Annotated in this window: 16 protein-coding genes and 2 pseudogenes; 6 read left to right on the top strand and 12 right to left on the bottom strand. The window is 62.6% G+C overall.

The window, feature by feature from the left end; translation table 11 throughout:
- Positions 1-154: 154 nt before the first annotated feature.
- On the bottom strand, positions 155-439 hold the full coding sequence (locus GS429_RS00715; RefSeq protein ID WP_160061740.1) for a DUF357 domain-containing protein: 285 nt from the start codon (positions 437-439) through the stop codon (positions 155-157).
- Between the two features lie 159 nt (positions 440-598).
- Here GS429_RS00715 and GS429_RS00720 point away from each other — a divergent pair, with 159 nt between their 5' ends.
- Complete coding sequence (locus GS429_RS00720) at positions 599-1,924, top strand: FAD-dependent oxidoreductase (RefSeq protein WP_160061742.1); 1,326 nt, start codon at positions 599-601, stop codon at positions 1,922-1,924.
- 266 nt (positions 1,925-2,190) lie between these two features.
- Here the strand turns inward: GS429_RS00720 and GS429_RS22750 are convergent.
- The 7 genes and pseudogenes from GS429_RS22750 to GS429_RS00750 all read right to left on the bottom strand — a co-directional run bounded on the left by GS429_RS22750 (position 2,191) and on the right by GS429_RS00750 (position 13,882).
- Positions 2,191-2,909 (bottom strand): annotated as a pseudogene (locus GS429_RS22750) (PIN domain-containing protein).
- Positions 2,857-3,423 carry a DUF7437 domain-containing protein gene (locus tag GS429_RS00725; protein ID WP_160061744.1) on the bottom strand — a complete coding sequence of 189 codons (567 nt, stop codon included), beginning with the start codon at positions 3,421-3,423 and terminating at the stop codon, positions 2,857-2,859. Before GS429_RS00725 ends, GS429_RS22750 begins: the two are co-directional and overlap by 53 nt.
- A gap of 534 nt (positions 3,424-3,957) precedes the next feature.
- Positions 3,958-6,255: a COG1470 family protein gene (locus GS429_RS00730; protein ID WP_201293923.1), complete on the bottom strand. Its 2,298-nt coding sequence runs from the start codon at positions 6,253-6,255 to the stop codon at positions 3,958-3,960.
- A 786-nt stretch (positions 6,256-7,041) separates the two neighbouring features.
- Positions 7,042-7,833 carry a VOC family protein gene (locus GS429_RS00735; protein WP_160061748.1) on the bottom strand — a complete coding sequence of 264 codons (792 nt, stop codon included), beginning with the start codon at positions 7,831-7,833 and terminating at the stop codon, positions 7,042-7,044.
- 48 nt (positions 7,834-7,881) lie between these two features.
- Positions 7,882-9,555: a Na+/H+ antiporter NhaC family protein gene (locus tag GS429_RS00740; protein ID WP_160061750.1), complete on the bottom strand. Its 1,674-nt coding sequence runs from the start codon at positions 9,553-9,555 to the stop codon at positions 7,882-7,884.
- 172 nt (positions 9,556-9,727) lie between these two features.
- Positions 9,728-10,837 (bottom strand): OBG GTPase family GTP-binding protein, encoded by a 1,110-nt coding sequence (locus GS429_RS00745; RefSeq protein ID WP_160061752.1) that lies wholly within the window; start codon positions 10,835-10,837, stop codon positions 9,728-9,730.
- A 162-nt stretch (positions 10,838-10,999) separates the two neighbouring features.
- Complete coding sequence (locus tag GS429_RS00750; RefSeq protein WP_160061754.1) at positions 11,000-13,882, bottom strand: M14 family zinc carboxypeptidase; 2,883 nt, start codon at positions 13,880-13,882, stop codon at positions 11,000-11,002.
- A 389-nt stretch (positions 13,883-14,271) separates the two neighbouring features.
- On the opposite strand from GS429_RS00750, the gene GS429_RS00755 reads away from it, so the two are divergent.
- Positions 14,272-14,475 (top strand): VNG_1110C family protein, encoded by a 204-nt coding sequence (locus GS429_RS00755; protein WP_160061756.1) that lies wholly within the window; start codon positions 14,272-14,274, stop codon positions 14,473-14,475.
- A gap of 67 nt (positions 14,476-14,542) precedes the next feature.
- On the opposite strand, the gene GS429_RS00760 is transcribed toward GS429_RS00755, so the two are convergent.
- The gene (locus GS429_RS00760; RefSeq protein WP_160061758.1) at positions 14,543-15,856 is read right to left on the bottom strand and encodes a tRNA(Ile)(2)-agmatinylcytidine synthase; all 1,314 of its coding nucleotides are present in this window, start codon (positions 15,854-15,856) and stop codon (positions 14,543-14,545) included.
- Between the two features lie 220 nt (positions 15,857-16,076).
- Between GS429_RS00760 and GS429_RS00765 the strand changes: the two genes are divergently transcribed.
- A complete protein-coding gene (locus GS429_RS00765) occupies positions 16,077-17,048 on the top strand; it encodes a transcriptional regulator (RefSeq protein ID WP_160061760.1) in 972 nt (323 codons plus the stop codon).
- A gap of 151 nt (positions 17,049-17,199) precedes the next feature.
- Here GS429_RS00765 and GS429_RS00770 read toward each other — a convergent pair whose 3' ends face one another.
- Positions 17,200-17,445 (bottom strand): glutaredoxin family protein, encoded by a 246-nt coding sequence (locus GS429_RS00770; protein WP_160061762.1) that lies wholly within the window; start codon positions 17,443-17,445, stop codon positions 17,200-17,202.
- A gap of 108 nt (positions 17,446-17,553) precedes the next feature.
- The gene (locus GS429_RS00775) at positions 17,554-18,990 is read right to left on the bottom strand and encodes an NCS2 family permease (protein WP_160061764.1); all 1,437 of its coding nucleotides are present in this window, start codon (positions 18,988-18,990) and stop codon (positions 17,554-17,556) included.
- A gap of 287 nt (positions 18,991-19,277) precedes the next feature.
- On the opposite strand from GS429_RS00775, the gene GS429_RS00780 reads away from it, so the two are divergent.
- Together GS429_RS00780 and GS429_RS00785 are read left to right on the top strand one after the other, a co-directional pair.
- Positions 19,278-20,597: a glycerate kinase type-2 family protein gene (locus GS429_RS00780; protein ID WP_328821173.1), complete on the top strand. Its 1,320-nt coding sequence runs from the start codon at positions 19,278-19,280 to the stop codon at positions 20,595-20,597.
- A gap of 191 nt (positions 20,598-20,788) precedes the next feature.
- Positions 20,789-21,451, top strand: a complete 663-nt coding sequence (locus GS429_RS00785) for a potassium channel family protein (protein WP_160061768.1) — start codon at positions 20,789-20,791, stop codon at positions 21,449-21,451.
- A gap of 270 nt (positions 21,452-21,721) precedes the next feature.
- Here the strand turns inward: GS429_RS00785 and GS429_RS00790 are convergent, their stop codons facing one another.
- Positions 21,722-22,792 carry a DNA methyltransferase gene (locus GS429_RS00790; RefSeq protein WP_160061770.1) on the bottom strand — a complete coding sequence of 357 codons (1,071 nt, stop codon included), beginning with the start codon at positions 22,790-22,792 and terminating at the stop codon, positions 21,722-21,724.
- 210 nt (positions 22,793-23,002) lie between these two features.
- Here GS429_RS00790 and GS429_RS00795 point away from each other — a divergent pair.
- A pseudogene (locus GS429_RS00795) lies at positions 23,003-24,090 on the top strand (calcium/sodium antiporter).
- The last annotated feature ends 164 nt before the right edge of the window (positions 24,091-24,254 follow it).

The following is a 24,254-nucleotide window of genomic DNA, read 5'->3' on the forward strand; positions in this document are numbered from 1 at the left end:
CTTCGCCGAGTCGTCAGCAGCAATGAGATGATCTCACGGGCTCACGCTGTGCCGGCTGTCGAGACCTCGGGGTAAACACATACCTGTAACGATATACCGGTGGGGCCGCGAGTCGTCCTGCGATCCCACCCGAAACGAATTACAGCAGACAGTATCAGACCGTAAAAAGGTGGCCGTCAGTAGGCACGTCGAACAGGCCGACACGCGCCCCTGCATCGAGCCACGCGTGGCCGTAGGAAAACGATGCCAGCGCATTGACGAGGTCGCCTTCCTCCCGAAAGTGGGTTCCGTCCTCGAGATACGAGGACGCCATCTCGTAACACTCATCGGCCGCCTCGGCCATTGGCGTTCCCTCCGGCGGTGCGACCGACGCTTCCTCCAGTGCCTCCGCGAGCAACTCCCCGTACCGATCCGTCTTCTCCTCGAGATCCGCAGCCATACTCGATTCTCGAGCGTCCCCACCGTAAGTGCGTCGTCGTCGAGTTCGTCGACGCAGCGCGATCCACTGACGGGTAACAGTGCCACCGAACGTCACAGGAACGGTCAGTTCGTTGCTGAGAACGCAAGCGGTTTAGGCACTCTGTCCCAATTCGGTGCCATGAGCGAACAGCCTCGAGTCGAGATTTATACCAAAGAGGACTGCCCCTACTGTGAAAAAGCCAAGGACCTCTTCGATGCGAAAGGCATCGAGTACGAGACGTACAACGTCACTGGTGACGACGAGCTATTCGAGGAGATGGTCGAACGCGCAAACGGACGCAAAACCGCTCCCGAAGTGTTCATCGACGACGAACTGATCGGCGGCTGGGACGACACCAGCGCGCTCGACGAGACCGGCGAACTGGACGAGAAACTCGGCATCGAGCGCGAGGGCGAGGACGGCGAAGTGCTCGAACACCGCAAACTCATCATCGCCGGCACCGGCATCGCCGGGCTGACGGCAGCGATCTACGCCGGCCGCGGGGACAACGAACCGCTGGTCATCGAGGGCGACGAGCCCGGCGGCCAGCTCACTCTGACGACCGACGTCGCAAACTACCCCGGCTTCCCCGAGGGAATCGGCGGCCCCGAACTCGTGAACAACATGAAAGAGCAGGCCCGACAGTTCGGCGCCGAGCTGAAAAACGGCATCATCGAGACCGTCGAGGCCTCGAGTCGGCCGTTCCGCGTCGAGATGACCAACGGCGACGTTTACACCGCAGATGCCGTCATCGCGGCCTCGGGCGCGAGCGCGCGAACACTCGGTATCCCCGGCGAGGACGAACTCATGGGCTACGGCCTCTCGACGTGTGCCACCTGTGACGGCGCGTTCTTCCGCGGCGAGGACATGCTCGTCGTCGGCGGCGGCGACGCCGCCATGGAGGAGGCCACCTTCCTCACCAAGTTCGCTGACACCGTCTACATCGCCCACCGCCGCGAGGAGTTCCGCGCCGAACAGTACTGGGTCAACCGCGTCCACGAAAAGGTCGAGGAGGGCGAGATCGAGATCATGAAAAACACCGAGGTAACCGAACTCCACGGCTCCCAGGAGGAGGGCGTCGACTACGTCACCCTCGTCGAGAACGATAAGGGCCATCCGACGGATCGGCTGGACGACCCCGAAACCAACGAGTTCGAGTTCGACGTCGGGGCCGTCTTCTTCGCCATCGGCCACACCCCGAACACCGAGTACCTCGAGGGCACCGGCGTCGAGATGGACGACGAGGGCTACCTCCGAACGCAGGGTGGCGACGGCGGTGGCCAGACCGAAACCGACGTCCCCGGCATCTTCGGCGCCGGCGACGTCGTCGACTACCACTACCAGCAGGCCGTCACCGCCGCCGGGATGGGGAGCAAGGCCGCACTGGACGCCGACGAGTATCTCGAGGACCTCGAGCGCACCGAGTCGACGAGCGACGGCGAGGTCGTGGCTGCGGACGACTGAGGGCTGCGGCGGTTGCGACGCGGGCGTTGATTTTGCTGGAGTTCGTGTTTCGGTGGTTGCGATAGTAAATTCGAGTTTGTTCGAAACACCGAGTGAACCGCCTCGAGGTCCCGTGGTTCGAGAAACGCCGTCTTTACGCAAACGCGAAGCGTTCGCGGATAGCGGGATCCGATGATTTGCTCATACGGACCGTTGTCGTTCGTTACCGGTGATCGCTGCTCCCGTCGAAACGATCACCGGTAAAACGCTACAACAATCCGTATCAGTCACGCCAATCGAAAACCTCCATACGATCCCGAGACACCCGGTCTGCTCCGCCTGTAAACTGTCTCAACGCCTCGTGTGAGACCGGCTGCAATACCCCAAAGGGAGCCTGACATCGGTCGTTCGTGTGTCTTAGCGATCGAGCCGTCAATCAGATCTTGCAAAAATACCCGACCTTCGATCACCAACGTCTGGTCCTCGACACCGACTACGGAGAGCACATCGCTAATAGCTCGTTTGGCGACCGTATCGCTTACGAAGACGGTGATATGTTGGTTGCGGCTTTCGACATACTGGTAGGCTAACCCGGCAAGAACGGTATCAGTTTTCTCGATTTCGTCCTCAGTAACGTCATCTGCAGAAAGGTGAAGCATCCGAGTCCGAGTTTTGTCAACGACTTTCGAGACGCGAGGGACGGAAAAGTCGATCCGTCCTGGTTCGATCCATCCAGCATCCTTGCCGCCTGCAGACGATCGCGTTGATATCCGTATGCTTCCGGACTCTCTCCGAGTTCTTCAGCTACGTGCTGGGGTACTGTAACCATGATGTTTCGTCGACGGACGAAGCGCTCAAAGGCCCGGTACTTTTCGTTCGACGGTCCTCCCATTGCGAATAGCACGCTACTGTCGATGATCGCGGCGCTATCCCTCGGATTCGTTCCGCAGACATTACTTCGGTCGCTCCACATACGGATCGTACGCCGTCGCTTCCGCAACGACATCCTGCAAGGTAGTGATAACTGTCATCCCCTCGATCCGGTGTACATCGAGTTTGTTCGCCGCAGTTCGCTGAGTCAGTTCGCCGTTCATCACTCGGAGTGTGTAGTGAAGGGCAGCGGCCAGTTTTGCAACTCCCTGTCGTTCGACGAAGACGCGGATATCTTCGTTGTCGAGTTGCCGTCCAATCGCATCGACAAGCGTCGGCGTCGCGGTCACTTCACCATGATCCGTCTCGATTTCGAGGTGAATCGGGGCAACGGTCACTGTCGCAGCCTTGCCATCGTCGTGCCGAGTCAACACGTCCATCTCCTCGAGTTGGCCAACGTACTTGTACGTCGTCGAGTGGGCCATCTCGAGATCGCGTTTGATTGCCTCCATTCCGATTGGACCGTTTTGGAGGATGTAGCTGTAGAGACGGGCAAGCCGGGGCGTATTTAGCAACTCAGCGTAAGTGAGCAGCTCAGTAAACGTCGCTTCGGGGTCGGGAGGGGAAACAATGTAGTCGTCCGTCGACATCACAGTACATGTTCTATGGATAGTGTATTAAGTCTTTTTCGAGAAAAGTGGCTCACTCGAGCCGGCCGTTCACTCCCGCTCGAGTAACCCGGCGTGAACCCGACAGCCACAGGGGTTGGCCTGGTGGTCGGTCGGGCCCGCGACCGTGACGGTCACGATCCGGGTGTTACCTGGGGGGCAGGCTGGGAGTGAGTTGGTCGGGCTCTCGTAGCTGTCGTGGCTGTGGACGACCGCTCGGATACGAGTGCGCCGACCACTAACGCGGACTCTACGAGCGGAGACGACAGCCACGACCTCGAGCCAACGCCCATCTCGAGTGCGTGGCTTCGCTGCTGCTATCGTCGTTGGGTCTCTGAGAAGTAGGCTGCTGTCACTGCGTCTCGAGTTCGTTCCGTTATCGGTGTCCGTGATTCGAGTCGCTACAACGACCACTATCGACTGATCACGACGGCTGTCGCTGTCGGGTGTAGCGTGCGAAAGAAAGGAAAGTTCGTCAAGGGCCGGACGAAGTCCGGTGGTTAGTGGGTAGCTGCGTTAGTTCTGACGTCGCAGGGCCAGCATGGCGGCTGCGAGCAGAGCGACGACAGCGACAGCGACGCCAAAGCCAGGCGTACCGTCATCGTCGGAGTCGTCGTCAGAGTCGTCAGAGTCGTCAGCGTCGTCAGAGTCGTCCGAGTCGTCGTGGTCATCGGAGTCGTCGGTCTTCTCGCCAACGGTCAGCGTACCTTCGTAGGTGTCTTCGGCGTCGTCGGACTCAGCGGTGACGCTGAAGTCGTAGTCGTCGCCTTCGGCGAGATCGGCGCCGGTCGTGAACGTGTGTTCACCAGCGGAGTCGCCGTCGATCTCGAGTTCCTCGGTCCACTCCTCACCGTCGAGCTCGAGGGTGAGGTCAGCGGTGATCGAGGAGTCCTTGTTGTTGGTCACGGTGACATCGAAGTCAGCGTCTGCACCAACGTCGATCTGGGATGGGTAGTCGACGCTAACGTCGAGGTCCTTTTCGCCAACATCTTCGCCAGCCTCGTCGAGGGTGACATCCGTCAGGACAGCGTCATCTGCAGCGCCGTCACCACTGTAAGTTTCCTCAGCGGTGATGTCGAAGAGCGAACCAACCTGTTCGCCCTCGAGGTCGAATTCAGCAGCGAACGTGTAGTCGTCTGCAACGACCGTGTCGGTGTAGTCGACGAAGCCACCTTCACTGCTTGGCGAGTCTGCGTTAGCTTCGAGTTCCGTACCGGGTGCGACGTTCGTCGTACCGGTTGCGGTTGCGTCGGAGTCAGCTGGGAGCGAGTCGATTGCGTCCCAGTCGATGTTACGTTCCTCGAATTCGAGGTCGAGTTCCGCCTCGTATTCCTCGTCCTCAGCAACGTAGTCGTTCTCATCAGTCACCGTGAAGGTAACTGCGTGCGTTGCATCGTCGTAGTTGAACTCGTCAGCACCTTCGTCGATGCTAACTGCAAAGACGAGGTCACCGTCGTACTCGTCAACGTCGTCGCTGACAAGATCAACGGTAAGGTTGTAGTCGCCGCCTTCGTCCGTGCTGTTATAAGTAACGACATCATCATCGATCAGACCAGCCTTCTCCTGGGTAATCTCGACAACGAAGTCATCTTCGTCAAGGTGGTCGATTGCGCCGTCAGCACCGAAGTCCTCGAGGGTCATGAGGAGCTTGTCGCCCTGTGCGATGGTGTCCGCTTCGGTAGCGTACTCATCGAAGTCCTCGAGATCGTCGACGTCTTCGTCAGCTGGTGCAACGGAGGAGACCGTGTCACCGAAGCCATCGTGAGCGTCGACAACAAGTCGGTCTCGGTCGAAGTCGTTGAAGTCGGTCACGTTGACCGAGTTGTCGGTAGTATCCAGACCAGCGTTATCGGATGGGCCGATGTTCAGATCCCAGTTGTGGTTGGGAAGTGGCTGGTCGATGTCCTCATCAGCGCTAAAGGCATCGGTTACCTCAGCATCGTAGTCATCGTGGACACTCCATGCCTCAGCGTCACTGGGTGCGTGCGTGTTGTAGAGAAGAACGACTTCGTCATCCTCGATGTCGCTCACCTGAACAGCGGAGGCGAAGTCGAGGCTCTCTTCGTGAATAACGACAGCGGCACTGTCAACCTGGTCGACACCGATGGTGATCTCTGCGAAGTCACCCTGGTCGACATCTTCGACGTTAACGAACTCGTAGTCCGCGTCGTCGTCAGTCACAGTGACCGACGCGTTGTCGGAAGCCGTCGTGTCAGTCACGTCGAACGTGAATTCGTAGTCGCCAACGTCGCTTTCGGCGAAGTCAGCTTCGATCTGGTCGGAGTCGTTGAGACCCTCAATCAGAACAGCATCATCATCATCGTGGTCGACGCTGTCACTGAAGATCTGGTCGAGGTCACTGTCGCTGAGTGAGTCACCTTCGAGTTCACCAGTCACCAGGACATCAGCGTAATCCTCAGCGTCGTCGCGTGGGATGTCGCTAACGTCTTCGTAGCTGATGGTAGCTGGGGCATCCTGGGAAGCGACACTGGAGTCGAATTCAGTCTCGACTTCGTGTTCGTTCACCCAGAAGGAGCCGGTATCGGTTCCGTTGTTGTCGATGTAGTACCGGCCGTCGTCGAGTTCACTCGTGTCAACAGTAGCGTTTCCGCTGTCGTCGACACGGAGGTTATCGACCGTGTCCCCGCCCTGCATCAGGTCAGAGGGGTCCTCAAGGTTCGTGAATTTAACCGTCTGTCCGATCCATACGTCATCGCCTGACAGACTGTCCGCGTCAAGCGTCTTATCAGCATCACTGTCGGCCGCCGCCGCACCCGCAAACGCTGCGGACATGGCGACAACAGACAGTACCATAAGCGCGGCCAGGGCCACTGCGCGACCCTTTTCGCGGAATGAAGTTTCGTTTGTCATTTATGTTGTCTTGTGTTTCGTGTTTCGTTGGTTTGCGTGCGATTCGGTCGGAGTGCGAGCGAGCGACCAGCGTGTATCGACACGCTGCCTCGCACCGGGTAGGGGTAATACAACGTATAAAGCATCCCGTAATAAGTTTTCTGGATATCCTATTGCTCCATTGACTCGAGTAATCACCCACAAAACCACCAGACGAGAGCCCGATAGCCGGCTCCAGACGCCGATTCTCACGGATTCCTGAATGTCGCTACTAAATGAATATTACTGCCGAATGCCCCCAGTATCGACGATCGTAATCCGGCTTTCCGCGAGGAAAGACGCGACTGGTCGACACCCATCCCGTCTGCCACAAGCCGTCTCCCGGTCGTAATACGACCTTACCGGCCTCGAGACGGCCGATCGATCCGAAGCCGACCGGCTAAGCGCGGGCTCGCTGCGGGCGAGAATCCCACCTCCAATGCGAAGTCCGAAATACTGCCAATACTCTCGAGTCGCCAACTCCTGGGCGGTGTCGCCCTACAGAAACGATACCGAGCCGATCATCAACACGAACTGAACGTAAGGCTGCGATCGAGTTCCCCACCCGATCACAACCCGAAAATGAGCCCGCAGATCACTCACACCAAAACCGCGACGTCCGACCGACTCGTACGGTTTGCGGTGACGGTTTACCGGTGCAACCGCAAGTCGTCCTGCGGTTGCGCCGGAAATGACTTACAGCAGACCGTCTCAGAACGGGAACAGCGAGTCGGCCTCGAGGTCGCGCTCGAGCAGTTCGATCTCGTGGCCGTCCTGATCTTTCGTAAAGGCGTACATGTTGTCGTTGCTCTCGGGGTCGCGATAGTCGGGTGCCTCGCGCTCGAGGAGCTGGTCCCAGTCCTCGGCGAGGTCGTCGACGCGGATACAGAGGTGGCCCCAGGCGTCGCCCATGTCGTAGGATCGGCCGTCGTAGTTGTAGGTGAGTTCGAGCGACATCGCTTCGTCGGCGGCGTCCTCGGGCTCGACGAAGTAGTTCGCGAAGGTGTCGGACTCCCAGCGACCGACCTCTTGGTACTCGAACTTGCGGGTCCAGTAGCCGAGCGCTTCGTCGGCGTCCTCGACGCGGATCATGGTGTGGTCGAGCGACCACGTCGCCCCCTGATCGCGCTGGACGATCTCGATCTCGTGGCCGTCCGGGTCCTTGACGAACGCGTAGCGCCCGCCGCAGGACTCGGGATCGCGGTAGTCCTCGACGCCTTCGTCCATCAGCTGCTGGTAGTGCTCCTCGAGTTCGCCGTCGGGGACGCGAACCGCGACGTGGCCCCAGGCGTCGCCGACCTCGAGGTCGTCGGTCCCTTCGTTGTGGGTGAGCTCGAGCAGGGCACCCTCCTCGTGTACGTCCTCGGGCCCGAGGTAGACGATGGTGAAGTCGTCGCCCTCGAAGCGGTCTTTCTCCTCGTACGCCAGATGCGTCTGGTACCAGTCGAGGGATTCCTCCAGATCGGTGACGCGGATCATCGTGTGGTCGAGCGTTCCGTCCATACACGAATCGTCTGCTGCGGGCGGCAAAAACGTGGCGAAGGCGGCGGTCTACTCGTCTCGCCGGTCGCTCTCGCCGGTCTCCTCGAGCGTCTGGGACGCAATCGGGTGGAGCCCCTTTCGGCCGGCGTCGAGTTCTGACAGCCCGCGGACGAGAACGACGAGCAAGACGACGCCCAGCGGGAGGAACAAGACGGGCGAAACGCCGAGATAGCCGTAGAGCAGGTAACAGACCACGACGACGGCCATGACGGTCGTGGCATAGTAAAACTGCGTGCGCACGTGATCGATCAGATCCGCGCCGGTAAACGTCGACGAGAGCACCGAGGTGTCCGAAATCGGCGAGGTGTGATCGCCGAAGATCGCCCCCGAGAAGACGGCACCGACGACGACGGGCATGAGTTCGAACGATCCCGTCAGCCCGTATGCGATTTCGATGGCCAGCGGCGTCACGATCCCCATCGTCGCCCACGACGACCCCATCGTGAACGCGATGAAGGCCGCGACGAACAGGATGATGACGGGGAAGATTTCGACCGGGACGGTGTCGCCGACAGCACCAGCGACGTAGTCGCCCGTCTCGAGGGCCGACGCGACGTCGCTGATCCCCCACGCGAGGATGAGGATCGTCACGGCCGTCACCATGAGCTTGAACCCGTCGAGGACGGTATCGACGCCGTCACCGGTGTCGAAGAGGTCGTAGACGACGCCGATCGCGATCGCGGCCGCGACCATGGCGAAGGATCCCCAGACCAGCGCGCCGGCAAAGTCGCCCGCGCCGACGATATCGACGAGCACCTGCACCAGCCCCGCATCGTCCGCGGCGGCTCCGATGGTCGTCGCTTCGCCCGCTTCGGCCTGCTCGCCGACCCACGCGTCGTAGCCGGTCCAGAACGCACCCGCCAGCGTGACCGCGATGAGGACGACGACGGGCGCGAAGAACGTTCGCAGCATCGGGCGGTCCTCGATCGGCTCGCCGAGGTCTTTCTCGACTTCCTGGAGTGGCTGGGCGTCCTCGCGGCTGACCTTGCCGGTCGTCCACGCGCGGTGTTCCGCGTCCAACATCTCGCCGTAATCCCGTCGCGTGTAGACGATAATACCGACCATCGCAATCGCCAGCAGCGAGTAGGTGTTGTAGGGAATCGACCAGACGAACGTCTCGAACGCCGAGGGAGACTCGTCTTCGACGCCGAGGTCTTCGTACCCGGCGGCGATCAGCGACAGCTGAAACGCGACCCAACTCGAGAGGCCGATCGTCGCGACGGGGGCAGCCGTCGAGTCGACGATGTAGGACAGCTTCTCGCGGGAGATCCGCAGCTGATCGGAGATTTCGCGCATCGTGCTTCCGACGATGGCCGTGTTGGCGTAGTCGTCGAAGAACATCAGCAGTCCCAGGAGCCACGTTGTCAGTCCGACCTTCCGCTGGGTCTCGAGTCGTCCCATCGCCCAGTTGCGAACGGCGATCGCGCCGCCGAGTCGCCAGATGAGCGCGACGCCCGATCCCAACAGGAGCGTAAACAGGAGGATCTGGACGTGAAAGCCGTCGTCGGCGATGATCGCGCCGACGATCCAGTCGAACGTCTGTGCGATACCGAGACTCTCGGTGTAGATGATCGCACCCGACCAGATGCCGAGAAACAGCGACAGCATCGGTCGCCGAGTGACGATCGCGAGGAGGATCGCGAGCAGCGGCGGAACCAACGACAGTGCACCGAATTCGGACATAGTAGACGAGCCATCGAGCTAGCGAATAACGCTAGTCGATCGGAACGGTACACTCTTCCTGATACGTAATTCTGCGGCGGCTGAACGAACAGGGGGGGGGACAGTCGGTCGAGTCGACTCCGCGTCCGGGCGACGGCAATCGAGGCCGCCGATCCGCGTGGAACGACGGGAGCTACCGACGCAAAATCAGTTTCAGCACGTCCTCGTCCTCGAGAACGTGATCCTTGCCGACCTGCTGTTGGTCGTGGGTCGCGCTGGAGCCCGTGACGCGGGCGAAGCGGAACCGCTCTTCCATCTCGCCGCCGAGTTTCTCGATGGCTTCACCGACGGTGGTTCCCTCCTCGATGACCAGCGGCTCCTCCCAGTCGATGCCGCGACCGGGTTTTTCCATGTAGACGCGGATGAGCCCGAGATTCTCCCAGATGCGATCTTTGAGGACGTCGAGGCCCTTCTCCTGTTCGGCGCTGATGAAGGTGACCTCCTCGGGGTCGAGATTTCGCTCGCGAAGTTGTTCGTCAACCTGCTCCTTGTAGTCGGGTTCGATCAGATCGACCTTGTTCACGCACGTGATCGACGGGATGTACTCGCGGTTTTCCATCAGGCCGTCGATCAGCCGGTCGATGGTGACCGTCTCCTGTAAGTTCAGATCGGCGTTGACGTAGCCCTGATCGCGAAGCACGTCCGAAATCGTCTCCTCGTCTAACTCCTGTTCCGCACTCGAGGTGATCTTGATGCCGTCTTTGATCTTCGGACGGACCGTGACCCGCGGCGGTTCCTGATCGACGCGGATATTGATGTCGTACAGCTCCTCTTGGAGGCGCTCGTACTGGTCGATCTCGAATACCGACAGCATGAAGATGATCAGGTCGGCGTTGCGGACCACCGCGAGCACCTGCTGCCCGTCGCCTTTCCCCGACGCCGCGCCCTCGATGAGCCCGGGGACGTCCAGCAGCTGGATGTTCGCTCCGCGATGGTTGAGCATGCCTGGGTTGACGTCCAGCGTCGTGAACTCGTAGGAGCCGGTCTCGCTCTCGGCGTTGGTCAACGAATTCAGCAGCGACGACTTGCCGACGCTGGGAAACCCGACCAGCGCAACCGTCGCGTCCCCGTGTTTCTCGACGGAGTAGCCGGTGCCGCCGCCCGACGAACTCTGGTTCTCGAGTTTCTCTTTTTTCTCCGCAAGCTTCGACTTCAGCCGGCCAATGTGGGCCTCCGTCGACTTGTTGTAGGGCGTATTCGCAATTTCGTCTTCGATCTCTTCGATCTCCTCCTCGAGCCCCATTTGTCTGTACCCAACCGCCCACGCCGAAAAACACTTTCGAGACGCACGGCAAGTGGGATCCTTCGTCGTGGTTCGCATCGGCTCGCGAGCGGCGGCTCCGAACGGTTGAGGCGAGCGCAGATGAAAAATGGCTTCGGAAGAGAGTGTAAAACGAGGGCGGTACTATCGTATCTCCCCGTAACTTCTGACCAACTCTCCCGCAACGTACCGTCGCTGTTCGAATCCGAGGGCGTTGCAGATCAGGGTGTGGCCCATGAACGACACCGCGTAGTCGCCCATGCCGAACGGATGAAGCTCGGTCTGTTGGGCCGGCGGCAGGACGGAGCCGAGGACGTTGATCTCGCTGTCGCCAGCGGCGAGCCGCCCGGCGCCGACGCCCTCGCCACCGATCGTTCCGGCGACTTCACCGTCAGCCGTCTCGAAGGCGTCCTCGTCGACGACCGTCGCCGGCTGGTCGACGCCGGTCGTGTAGCCGAGCTGTGACCCCTTCCACATCTCCTGTTGCCGGGGACGGATCCCCGCGAGGAAGTCGTGGTCGAAGTCGCGGTCCTCGAGGTTGGCGAACTGAACCTCGATGTCGTCGACGTCCTCGGTGTCGATGTCGGCGGCGTCGCCGACGTCGAGAACCCCGAGGAGGTTGACGCCCCCGTCGGTCAACACCAGGTCGCCGCCGGCCTCGACGAACTCTTCGATGGCCGAGATGTATCGAGAATCGTCGATGCCGTCGTCGTGAGAGACGACCAGCTTATCGTAGTGGCGCTGCCCGGAATTACCTCGGAGCAGTCGCCCGCGGCTGACGTGGTGGACGCTCATTTCGTCCATCGCGCCGTCTTCGACGTACGGCTCGAGGTCGGCGAAGAACTGCATCGGGTTGACCTCGTACTCGGTCTGTTCGTACCCCAGGGTCTCTTCGGGGTCGGGGATCCCTTCGGACTCGAGGAGGGTCAACTGGACGTCGACGTCGGCGTCGGCGTCGGAATCGACCTCGACGCTCCAGTCGCCAGCTTCGGGACGTTGGACGAACCAGTCCTCGAAGTCGGTGCTGCGGACGTCCCGCTCCGCGAGGTCGACCTCGCGGACGACGTTCCCGCCGGGATTGACGAGTCGGGCCGTCCCCTGGCTGGCGCTTTCGAGTCCCTGGAAGTGGACGAACAACGAGTGTCCGGACTCGCTGGCGTGCGCGTGGACGTGCCCCCGACCGGGCTGGACGGTCTCGTGGTGCCGACTGACTTGCGTTCCACCCGCTCCGGGACCGCCCGCGTGGGCCGGCGGGCCGCCCGCGTGGCCCTTACGGGGACCGCGTTCCGGCTCCGGTGTGTGTGGAAGGTCCCCGGACGAGCGCGTCAGCGTCTCGGTGGAGACGTAGGCGGTGTCCTGGCCCTCGGTCGCCACGGTCGCCTCGGTCTCCGCGGCGGTCATTCGGGCGTACTCGCGCATCGACAGGCGGTAGGCCGTCTCGTAGTGACGCGACCAGTAGGGCTTCCACTGTTTGATGGCTGACCCGAAGTGATTCGAGATAATGACCTCGGGAGCGACGGTGACCGCGCCGAGCCCGCCGAACTCTTCGGGCTGGCCGGCCCAACCCAGGAACGCGCCGGTCACCTGGTAGGAGAGCGAATCGTAGATCGTCCCCCAGTCGAGCAGGCCCTCGTAGCTGTCGCCTTCGGGCAGGAACGGGGCTCCGTACTCGGTTTCACCAGCCGCCATGATGTCGGATGCCAGCGGTTCGTTCTCGATCGAACCCCACTCGTCGGCCATCGCCTCGCCGATCTGGATGCTCACCTCGTCCAAGTCGTGGGTCTTGTCGTGGGTGAACGGGGCGTTCGTCTCGAGGTTGAACACCATGTGGTCGGCGGTGTACATCCCGTGGTAGTCACAGAGGAATTCCACGTTGTCGTAGTCGCGGAAGTGCTCGACGATGGCCAGCGAGTCAGGGACCATCTCGTGGTACCCCCGACCCTCGGGATCGCCGGGACGCACGTCAGGCGTATCCTCGGGTTCGGCGGGCCAGAATGACGGGTCCGTCCAGCCCATGGTCGGGTACTGTCGATTCGTGTCGAGACCCGACGCGTTCCCTCGCTGGAAGTTCCAGTCGTGACCCCCGACCCACGGGATCTCGGTCTCGGGCTTCCGTGAGACCCATCCGTCCGGGTTCGTGAACAGGAAGAGGAGGACGACGTCGTCGAGTAGTTCCTCGAAGTCGGAGGCCTCGCCGTAGGCGATGTCCTCGATGATCCGACAGCCGGCCTCAGTGCCGGCTCGCTCGTCGCCGTGGATGTTGAGCGAGTAGACGACCTTCTCCTTCTCGGCGAACGACGCCTCGTCGTCGACGTCGTTCGTGACCTCGGCGACGTAGACGTCGCTCGGGTCGGGGTTCACTTCGGTAAACTGGTTATTCCAGCCGGGAGACTCCCCGATCGAGTAGAAGTCGATCCGGTCGGGTGCGACCGCTTCTTCCAGGTACCTGATGCCCTGGACGGACTCCTCGAACGAGAGCCAGTCGCGAGACTCCTCGACGGGCGGGAAGACGCCGTCGGCGTAGGGGTCCTCCAGGTGCCACCACGGATTGGCCCCCATGGAGTAAGCGGCCTCCTCGATGTCGTCCCCGAACTCCTCGAGGACCGACTCGAGTTCCTCGGCGTCGAGACGGGCGTGGGCCGCCGGCGTCGGCTCGCTTCGAGTCACGGCCGTCGGCGGGGCGGTCTGGTCGTCGACGTCCCAATCGGGTTCAGTGTACTCCGCTTCGAAGTCCGTCGGAACGCCGTCCTCAAATTTGATGACGAGTGGTGTCTCGTACTCATCCGGAGTTGCGTTGACGACGAAGGCGGCCCTCTCCGTCAGCACATCGTGCTCGGCAGTAGCCGATACCGTACTCGGCAGCGCGAGTGCCGCACCGGTTGCCGCCGCAACGCTCAAGAAGGTGCGCCGTCCGACGCTACCGCCGTCGAATGCGCTTTCGTCGAGTTCCGCGGCTTCTTCGTGGGTGTAGCGTTCCTGATCGTCGTCCCGTATCGCTCGGTCGGAATTGTCTTGTTCAGTGCTCATGTTTCACTTGGTAACTCTCCGCACAGTCGGCTATCACAGAGTATTATAATATCATGACTATCTCTTTCAGATTAACGTGTCTGACGCAATACTTATTGGAAATAAATAACTACATCAAAGAATGGAGCCATCGAATATGATGATGTTACAACAAGTTATCCAAAGAGAATGATAATGAATATATCATTTAATAGGTTTCAGTATTGAGTAATTAGCCTGTTGCCGATACTCATCCAACCGTATCACTGGTGAGATATTCACTAAACCTACTTTTTCGGAAAAACGCTCGCTCGAGAACCGTCCCCCGAGCGATGGTACCGCTTGTTACGATTACCATTCGCAACGGTTTTCGACACGCATAAACGACACGCACGTCATCAATCGAAACGATGCCAGACGCGACGCGGCTGCGCGATAGCACGCAGCTCGTGCTTCCGCGAGAGACCCTCGAGGAACTCGAGCCGCCGCTGGACGAGGAGTTTACCCTGACCGTCGTCCCCGAAGGCGAGAAGTACTACCGGATCATCGGTAGCCCCGTCGAGATCAAAGCGGCAAGCGAGTTTCTTGCTCGCCGCGGGATCAGTATCCAGTGAGTTAAACGGCGATGGACACCGGGTTTCGCGACGACTGTGCACTCGGTGTCTCCCATTCGCCCGAGAGCTACCGCTCGGGATGTACTGACGCGTCGAACCCGCCGCGAACCAGCGGCTTTGCGATGTGTCTTCGCGCACACGGGGGCACCTCGTACCAGCCCGCTTCCAGATCGCGCTCGAGATCGCGCGCTACTTTTCCGTCCGCGCTCGTCCCACAGTCCCGACAGCGATACCCCTGATTCCGACCGGCGCTCTCCATCGTTCGCTCGCAGTCGGGACAGGTCGGCGTCACGTATTCGCTCGTGACGAGGTCGCGGACCGCGAACTTCTCGAGTTTGAGCGTTCCGCGAGAGACCTCGCCGCAGGCGGTAATTCGATCTCCGACTCGGAGCGCTCGAACGCGGTCGCGAAAGCGTTTGGTCGGTTCGAAGGCGGCACACTCGAGGCGCGATTCGGGCCGCATTCCGGCTTCGCGGTTGTTCTCGCCCCCGTCGTCACGCTCCGCCTCGAGTTCGACGAATACGTGCCCGCCTCGCCGCGTCTCGGGGTCGCTCGCCACCCGTCCCGAAACGCGATAGGCGTAGCCGTCCGCGATCGACTCGAGGGTACCATCCTGCAGATGGATATCCGTCCCCTGGTTGGTCACGAACAGCCGGCTCGAGGCGACGGGTTCGCTCTCGATCCGCTCCGCCACGCGTCGAACGGCGTCGGGATTGTCGCCGCGGATCCCGTACAGGATCGGGCCGGGGGTGTGGGGCACGCAGACGGTCTCGTCCTCGCCGCGGTCGACCGTATCCCACACGTCCGGATACCCCCAGTCGGCCGCAGCGAAGACGCTCTCGCGGTCGACGTCGCGCGGGGTCCCCCACCGGCTCGAGTCGCGATAGGAGATGTATTCGTAGGTCCACTCGGGGAGTGCACGCCAGCTGCCGACGGCGGCCAGCGCTCCGATCCGCCCGCGGCCGTTACCGGTGTGCCAGGAGCGGTAGCCGTGGCGCTCGAGCAGAGCCGCGGCGTCGTCGATCGCGAGGTGTTCGCGGATCGCTCGCGTGGCGAACGTACGCACGTCGTCGGGCGTTTCGTCGAGGTCGGTCTCGGTCACGACGAGCCCCGGGTGGGTCCGCTCGTCGGCGGTTTCCGCGAGCGACTCGAGGCGGTCGCGGGCGACGGCGAACGCCGTCTCCGGCTCGGCGTCGGTGTGGATCGCGAGCGCGGCGTTCCCCCGGGTCTTGTACTCGACGGCCGGGTTGAGTCGGACGAGGAGCAGTCGTGTGACCGAACTCCCCTCTCGGCGCAGTCGCTCGGCGATCCGCGCGGCGACGTAGGTCGTACACATTCCGCGTTCGCGGGAGTCCGTATCGTCGATCCCGACGACAGTCATCGGCCGCCTTTGGGCCGGCACCGAGTAACCCCTTTCGGACGGTAACCGATCCGTACCACCGGCACGGATCGAAACGGAGAATCACTCGACACGAGCCATATTTCCTACCGGACGGGAAAACCAGTATAAAAGTATACCCCCGGTACAGTAGCGAACCGCGTCACGGCACCCGGATATCCCGGGGAAAACGTCTTATACGAGGAATAGCTTACATCCCCCTATGTCCCGCTCCGCACTGGTCGGCAACGTGACCGCGATGTTAGAGGACGCGGGCTTCGTGGTAAGCGACCGGTGTGCGATCCGGCCGAAGAGTTTCGACATCGCAGCCCGCCGCGGTGAAGACCTGATTCTGGTGAAGATTCTCGGCAACATCGACGCGTTCAACGAGGCAACGGGCCACGAGATGCGTCGTCTGGGGACCTACCTCAACGCGACGCCGCTCGTCATCGGCCTGCGTAGTCGCGACGAGGACCTCAAGCCCGACGTCGTCTACTTCCGACACGGCGTCCCCGTGTTCAGTCCCGATACGGCGTACAACCTGTTCATCGAAGACGTCCCGCCGCTGATTTACGCCGCACCCGGCGGCCTCTACGTCAACATCGACGGCGACCTGCTCGCCGACGAACGCGAGGACAGAGACTGGAGTCTCGGCCAACTGGCCAGCGAACTCGGCGTCTCCCGACGGACCGTCTCGAAGTACGAAGACGGGATGAACGCCTCCGTCGAAATCGCGATGGCGCTTCAGGAACTGTTCGACGCGCCGCTGACGAGCCCAGTCGACGTCCTCGAGGGAGCCGACGAAGTCCACGAGACCGACGCGACGCCCGACGATCCCGAGGCAGATCCGGACGACGAACAGGTCGTCGCCGTCCTCACTCGAGCCGGCTACAACGTCCACCCGACGCTTCGGTCGCCGTTCAAGGCCGTCAGCCGCGACGATGAGGACGACGACGAAGACGTCGTGCTCACCGGCCACTCCGAGTTCACGAAGGCCGCCGAGAAACGCGCCCGAATCATGAGTTCGATCGGCCACGTCACCCACACGCAGTCGGTCTACGTCGTCGACCGCGCGAAACAGGAGTCCGTCGACGGCACGGCACTGGTCGAACGCGACGAACTCGCGGAACTCGGCGACGCCGCAGAACTCCGGAAGGTTATCCGGGAGCGCGCCGAACGCGAAGAAGCGGCCTGAACGAGACGACACCTCGGATTCGAACTCGTCAGTAGCCGCGGTGGACTCGTCGCGCCCAGCCTGCAGTTCTCGATAGTCAACAGCGACTCGAGAGCATCGACTCGAGACGGTCAGAAAGAGGCTCGAACGGGACGACAAAACAAATGCCGATTCAGGCGTACGTTTCCTCGAGATACTCGACGATATCGTCGCTTTCGGACATCCCTTCCACGCCCTGGGACTCGTCGGTGATGACGGGGACGCCGGTCTGTCCGCTTACGTTCTCCACTTCCGTCCGCTCGTCGTGTGACCGGGGAACTTCGATGATGTCGTACTCGAGGTCCAGGTCGTCGAGTTTCGTGCGGACTTTCGCGCAGTACGGACAGCCGGGGAGTTCGTACATCGTGATGTCAGCCATGGGCGAGGATAGTCGACTGAGGCCTAAGAGGCCACCGGTCGGCCCCTCGATTGCCGGAATCGAGAACGCAGCCGGAACCGGCCTCGGAGCGCCGAGGGAGCGGACCGATCAGAACGTGATCTGCCCCGCTTCGACGGCGAAATAGACGACGAAGTAGCCGATAAAGGAAAGCGCGAGTACCCACTGGCCGGGCGTCACGTCGCGGGTTTCGCCGATAGCGGCCTTGATGACCGGATAGCTGATGATCCCTGCAGCCAGCCCGTTCGCGATCGAGGCGGTCAGCGGCATGATCGTGATCGTCAGGCCGGCGGAGATGGCCCAGACGGGGTCCTGCCAGTCGATGTCGGCGACGCCCCGGAGCATGATAATCCCGACGACGACGAGCGCGATGTACGTCGCGTACTGGGGAATCGCTCGCATGAGCGGGACGAAGAACAAGGCGAGCAGGAAAAAGACGCCGACGATGAGGGCGGCAAAGCCGGTTCGGCCGCCCTCCTCGATCCCCGTCGACGACTCGATGTACGTCGTCACCGTCGACGTCCCGATCATCGCACCGAAGGTCGTCCCGACCGCGTCAGCCATCAGCGGGCGCTCGATCTCGGGGAGGTCACCCTCCTCGTCGAGGAAGCCGCCGATCTGCGAGACGCCGATGAGCGTCCCTGCGGTATCGAAGAAGTCCACGAAGAAGAACGTGAAGACGACGAGCGCGAAGACGAGCGGATCGTCGGTCATCATCCCGAGGCCGTCGATGAAGCCCGAAATCAGCGGGGTGATATCGTACTCGACGGAGAGCAGCATGCTGACAAGACCGTCGTTCGTGACCTGTTCGTAGGCCGGTGCCGGCGCTAACGTGCCGGGCGAGACGACGTCGAGAACCGTCAGAAGCCAGCCCGCGATTGCCGTCGTCAGAATGCCGATGATGATCGAGCCACGGATGCCGCGAGCGTAGAGGAAAAAGGTCAATCCGAGTCCCGCGAGCGAGAGCGCCGCGACGGGGCTCTCGAGGACGTTTCCGAGCGTCAGCAGCGTCGCCTCGTAGCCGACGACGACCTGCATCTCCTGGAGTCCCAGAAAGAGGAGGAAGACGCCGATACCGGCCCCGACGGCGAACTTGACGGGTTCGGGAAAGAGTTCGATGACGTACTTGCGGGCCCCGACGGCGGTCAGTGCGATGAAGATGATCCCCTCGACGAAGACGGCGGCGAGCGCGAGTTCCCACGGCACGCCGAGAATGATCACGACGGTAAAGGCGAAGAAAGCGTTGAGTCCCATCCCCGGAGCCAGGCCGAACGGTCGGTTCGCCCAGAACGCCATCACGCCGATCGCCAGGACGGAAGCGAGAATCGTCGCGATCGCGAGCACGTCCCGCGTCTGGGCGTCGGTGTAGCCGTCGATAGTGATGGCTTCGGCCAGAATCGCGGGGTTGACCACGATGATGTAGGCCATCGCCAGGAACGTCGTCACCCCGGCGAGCGTTTCTGTTCGATAGTCGGTCTCGTGTTCGTCGAATCCGAAGTAGTCCGCTATTGTGTCGGAAGCCCCCATATTGGACGTTCGAGCATAACCAGAGTGCTTAGTTAAATGTTCCCGTCCGAGTCCGTCCAGAGGTTAGGCACGTTCGTGTATAACAGTACAGCCCATCGTTTCTATCGACGACGACTACAGTCAATCAAACCGTACCGGACGATGAATCGGCCCCTCGAGTTTTACCCGTATCGCGGAAAACACTCGAGTATGGGATTTGAGCCGGCTGTTCGGGACGACGCTGGACCGTCGAAGCCGACAGCGGACGGGACGTACCGACTCGCGAAGGTAGTTTCGGGTGGTTGTGCGTGATTGCGAACCGAGAACGGGTAGCGACGACCGGCGCACGCGACGTCGCACTCGCTTGCATCGAGGCGGGAATCGAGGCCGGCCAGCCGCGGCGCGTGGTCCGCGAGGCGGTCTCCCTCGACGGGGACACCCTTCACGTCGCCGAAACGACAATCGACCTCTCGAAATACGACGAAGTCGCGGTCCTCGGCGGCGGAAACGCCGCCGCCCACGTCGCCGCGGCGCTCGAGTCCGTCCTCGGCGACCGGATCGACCGCGGCGTCGTCGTCACTGACGATCCCGTCGAAACCGAATGTGTCTCCGTACTCGAGGGCGATCACCCGGTTCCGAGCGAGCGCGGCGTCGAGAGCACCCGAGAACTGCTCGCGGCCGCCGATGCGGCGACCGACCGAACGCTCGTGCTGGCGGCGATTACGGGCGGCGGCAGCGCGCTCATGCCCGCACCCGCGGGCGACGTCTCGCTCGAGGCGCTCCAGCGAACCACGACCGCACTGCTCGAGAGCGGGGCCGACATCCACGAGATCAACGCCGTCCGAAAGCACTGTTCGGCCCTGAAAGGCGGCCGGCTGGCCCGTCGTGCGACCCCGGCGACGGTCGTCTCGCTGGTCCTGAGCGACGTCGTCGGCAACGACCTGAGCGCCATCGCGAGCGGTCCCCTCGCAGCCGACGAGTCGACGTTCGCGGACGCGCTCGCGGTTCTCGAGCGCTACGCGGTCGCCGTTCCCGACGCCGTCCGGACCCACCTCGAGCGCGGTGCAGTCGGCGACCGTCCCGAAACGCCGGGGCCCGACGATCCCGTCTTCGAGAACATCTCGAATCACGTTATCGCGGACGGCACGACGGTGCTCGAGGCGGCTCGGGATGCAGCCGCGAAACGCGGGTACGATCCGCTCGTGCTCTCATCCCGCGTTCGTGGGGAGGCCCGCGAGGCGGCGATGACCCACGTCGCCATCGCGGAAGAGGTGCTGGCCACGGGAACGCCGGTCTCGCCGCCGGCCGTCCTCCTCTCGGGTGGCGAGACGACCGTGACGGTCACCGGCGACGGCACCGGCGGGCCGAACCAGGAGTTCGCGACGAGCGCGGCCCTCGAGTTGGAACGCGGAATCACCGTCGCCGCCGTGGACACGGACGGAATCGACGGCGCGACCGACGCGGCGGGTGCGATCGTCGATGAGGCGGCCGTCGAGGACGAGGCGACGGCCCGCGCGGCGCTCGAGGCGAACGACGTGTACCCGTTCCTCGAGGACCGCGATTCGCTCGTGGTGACCGGTCCGTCGGGAACGAACCTGAACGATCTGCGGATTCTCGTCGTGGAATGAGCGCCAGGTGCGGATCATCGGACGGAGTCACCGTTCGGCGATTGTGTGCTCTTCGACCAACTCGACGGCCGTTCCCGACGTGAGCAGCTCCGAGTTCGGCGAATAGGCCTTCGGTTCGGGCCTCTTCGAAACAACCAGTTGACCGAGACATCGAGCCAACGTATTTCACCTCGGGCGTGCACAGTAGTACCATGAGATTCGTCATCGTGGGTTACGGACGCGTCGGCTCGCGGACAGCGCGTATTCTGACCGAAGAGGGACACGACGCTATCGTCGTCGATACCGACCTCGATCGGATCGAACGGGCCGAGGGCGACGGTTTCGAGACGTTCCAGGGTGACGGGGCCGACGAGGACGTCCTGATGGACGCCGGGATCGACGACGCCGACGCCATCGGCGCGTTCACGCCCGACCTCAACGTCAACTTCGCGGCCTGCATGGTCGGCGATCACCACGGCTGCCGCACGGTCTTGCGAATCGACGAGGACTACCGCGAGGACATCTACGAGAAGTACGCTGCGGACGTCGACGAGATCGTCTACCCCGAACGGCTCGGTGCCGCGGGGGCCAAGACCGCCATGCTCGGCGGCGACTTCAACGTCGTCGCAGATCTCGCCACGAACTTGCAGCTGACCGTCCTCGAGATCAGGGACGGCTCGCCGGCCGTCGGCAAGCGAATGAGCGAACTCGAGTTGCCCGAGGGGGCGCGGATCTACGCGCACGGACGCGAGCGCGAGTCACTGACGATTCCGCTCCCGGGGACGGAACTCGCCGTCGGCGACGAGGTCGCGGTGATTACCGAGACCGATCGGGCGGAAGAGGTCCGGTCGACGCTACTGCCGGCGAGCGCCTGATCGGTCGTCGGAATGGTGTACTGTTTTCGAAATTGCGAGTGCGGCGAGCGGCGAGCGCGGACGGACGCCTCGTGTGGCACACGGATCGTCCGAAAGCGCGAGCGAAGTGAAACGCAAAAACGGAAGGGAGCGGGAGTGAGAGGTGTGCTGGCGCGCGGGTGGGGTGGAGTGGGATGGGGAATGCCTCTGACAGTGCGCGCCGATTGAATCAAAGGTCGTTCGGACAAATAAAACCGCGTCAGACATTCGGCTGACGCGAACACAATCGGGTTACTCGTCGGCCTCGGGGCGAAAGACCAGTACGTTCTGGTGGACCATCGACGGCACGAACGAGAACGGATAGCCGTAGACGTGCAGGTCCTTCGTGGGATCGTACCAGATCAGGTTCGCCGCGAGCGTCACCGGCGCGGTCGATTCGATCGCTCGAGCGAGATCGGCCGAGAGGAACTCGTAGGACTGCTCGCGGTACATATCGCCGATGAAGACGACGAGATGGCCGTCGGGCGCGACCGCGTCGGTGAATCGGCCGAACTTTGCGGCCATGTCGGCCAGCCACTCGGCTTTGGTCTGCGTTTCTGCGTCGGCGTCGTCGCCACCGTCGCTTGCGGACGCCGTATCGCCGGCCGATTCGTCGGCGTCGTCCCCCTCGAACGATCCGAGTTTGCTCTCCCGCGTCGCACGTTCGTTTCGGGTCTGCTCGAGTTCGTCCATGTTCCAGTAGGGAACGTCCGTCAGCAGGAGGTCGACCGAGCCCTCGGGGACGTCCGCGATCAACTCGGCGCAGTCGCCGTGGCGGATGTCCTGTTCGGCAAGCGGTGGATCGCCGCGGGCGCGACGGGCGTCGTTCTCGCGCTCGAGAACGGTCTCGTAGATTTCGATCCAGCGTCGGGTCTGCTCGAACCCGATCGCCTCGCGCAGTCCCGTCCCTTCGTGCTCGCAGAAACTCGCCCCGAGCAGCGTCCCGCCGACGCCGGCGAACGGATCGAGGACGGTGTCGCCGGCCTTGCTGAACCGGCCGATCAGCTCGGCACAGAGCCGCGGCGGCTTCTGTCCGCCGTGTTCGCTGCGCAGGTCGTGTTGAACGTCGGGCGGATAACGCTCCGCGATCACCGATTTCGTGGCGTACTTCCACTCCTTGCCCGTGAGGTCGTTGACCCGGTTTCGCTCGTCGTAGACGCCCCGACCCTCGAGATAGCGCTGGTGGTCGGCCAATTCGTCCGTGTCGATCACCTCGCCGTCCTCGACCGGGAGCGACTCGTCGCGAGCGCGCTCGGCGTCGAATTCACCGTCATCGTCCGTGAACAGCCGACTCTGACGATGCCGGTCCCCGTCGTCTGGCATATACCTCGAGTGGTTCTTGCGGGTTCTTAAAGCCGTGTTTCTCGGCGACGGGTCTCGACAGCGGATAGTGTCCAAACGAACGCGTACGAGGAACGAACGACAAAGCAGGAGAACCGAGCACCGAGAAACGAACAACGAGCGACGGCAACCGCTCCGTCGCCGCTCGAGCCGCCCGGACCCTTTTGTCGATTCCCGGAGACGCACGAACGGATGGCAGTTGTCGGCAACGTCGTACTGATCGGTGGCAGCGTTATCGCCCTCTGGGTCGGGGCTCGGTGGCTCGTAGGCGGTGCCTCGAGACTCGCAGGTGCGGCCGGCGTCTCCCCGCTCGTCGTCGGACTCACCGTCGTCGCCTTCGGGACGTCCGCTCCGGAACTCGCCGTCTCGACGACCGCCGCACTCGGGGGGAGGGAGACGTTTCGGTCGGCAACGTCGTCGGCTCGAACGTCTTCAATCTCGGCGTGATCCTCGGCATCGTCGCCGTTCTGGCACCGTTTCGCGTGACGACGACGCTACTGCATCGTGATGCCCTCGCGATGGCCGGCGCGACGGCGATCGCGGCGGTCGTCCTCGCGAATCAGGTCGTATCGCGGCTCGAGGGTGCGCTGCTCGTCGGACTGTTGCTCGGCTATTTCGCCGCGATCGGGTTGGCGGTCCGCCGCTCGTTGGCCGGCGACGGATCGGGTGATGACGACGGCACTGGCACCGGTTCCGACTCCGTCTCCGATTCAGCCGCCGAAACGAGCCCTGGCCCGACTGTCGAGACCGGTGAGTCGGCATCCGACCTCGATGATGACGCGACACGGACGGTCGATGCACCGGTTGCTGTCGATCCACGCGTCAATTTCGCTCGCGAGAGCGTCCGCCTCCTCGCAGGCCTCGCCCTCGTCGTCGTCGGTGGACGGCTGCTCGTCGACGCGGCGACGGCAGTCGCCCTTTCGCTCGGCGTCTCGCCGTGGCTCGTCGGTGTAACGATCGTCGCCGCCGGGACCTCACTGCCGGAACTCGTCACCGCGGTCGTCGCGGCCCGACGAGGTGACGTCACTATCGCAGCCGGCAACGTCGTCGGCTCGAACGTCTTCAATCTCCTCGGCGTACTCGGACTCGCCGCGGTCGTGTCTCCGCTGGCCGTCGACCCCGCCGTTCTCCCCGGTATCGGCTGGCTGCTCGCACTGACCGTCATCGCGACGGCGCTCATCGCAACCGGGAGACGCGTAACCCGACTCGAGGGGGCCGTCCTCGTCGCGATCGGCGCGGGGTACTGGCTCGCGAGTGCAGTCGGGTATAGTAGCTACTGAAGGTCAATGCACACCTGATCCCACGACGGGAGCGCGGTTCGAAGCCCGAAGGGTGAAAACTGCGGACAGTGCGATCAGTGTGTAACTAGTTTCAGTTGTTGCTATCGGAACCACCACCGTGTGCCGACGCGTCGCTGCCCCGGTAACACGCGTGTCAGCGAGGT

The sequence above is a fragment of the Natronorubrum halalkaliphilum genome, from assembly GCF_009834785.1.
Lineage (GTDB): Archaea > Halobacteriota > Halobacteria > Halobacteriales > Natrialbaceae > Natronorubrum > Natronorubrum halalkaliphilum.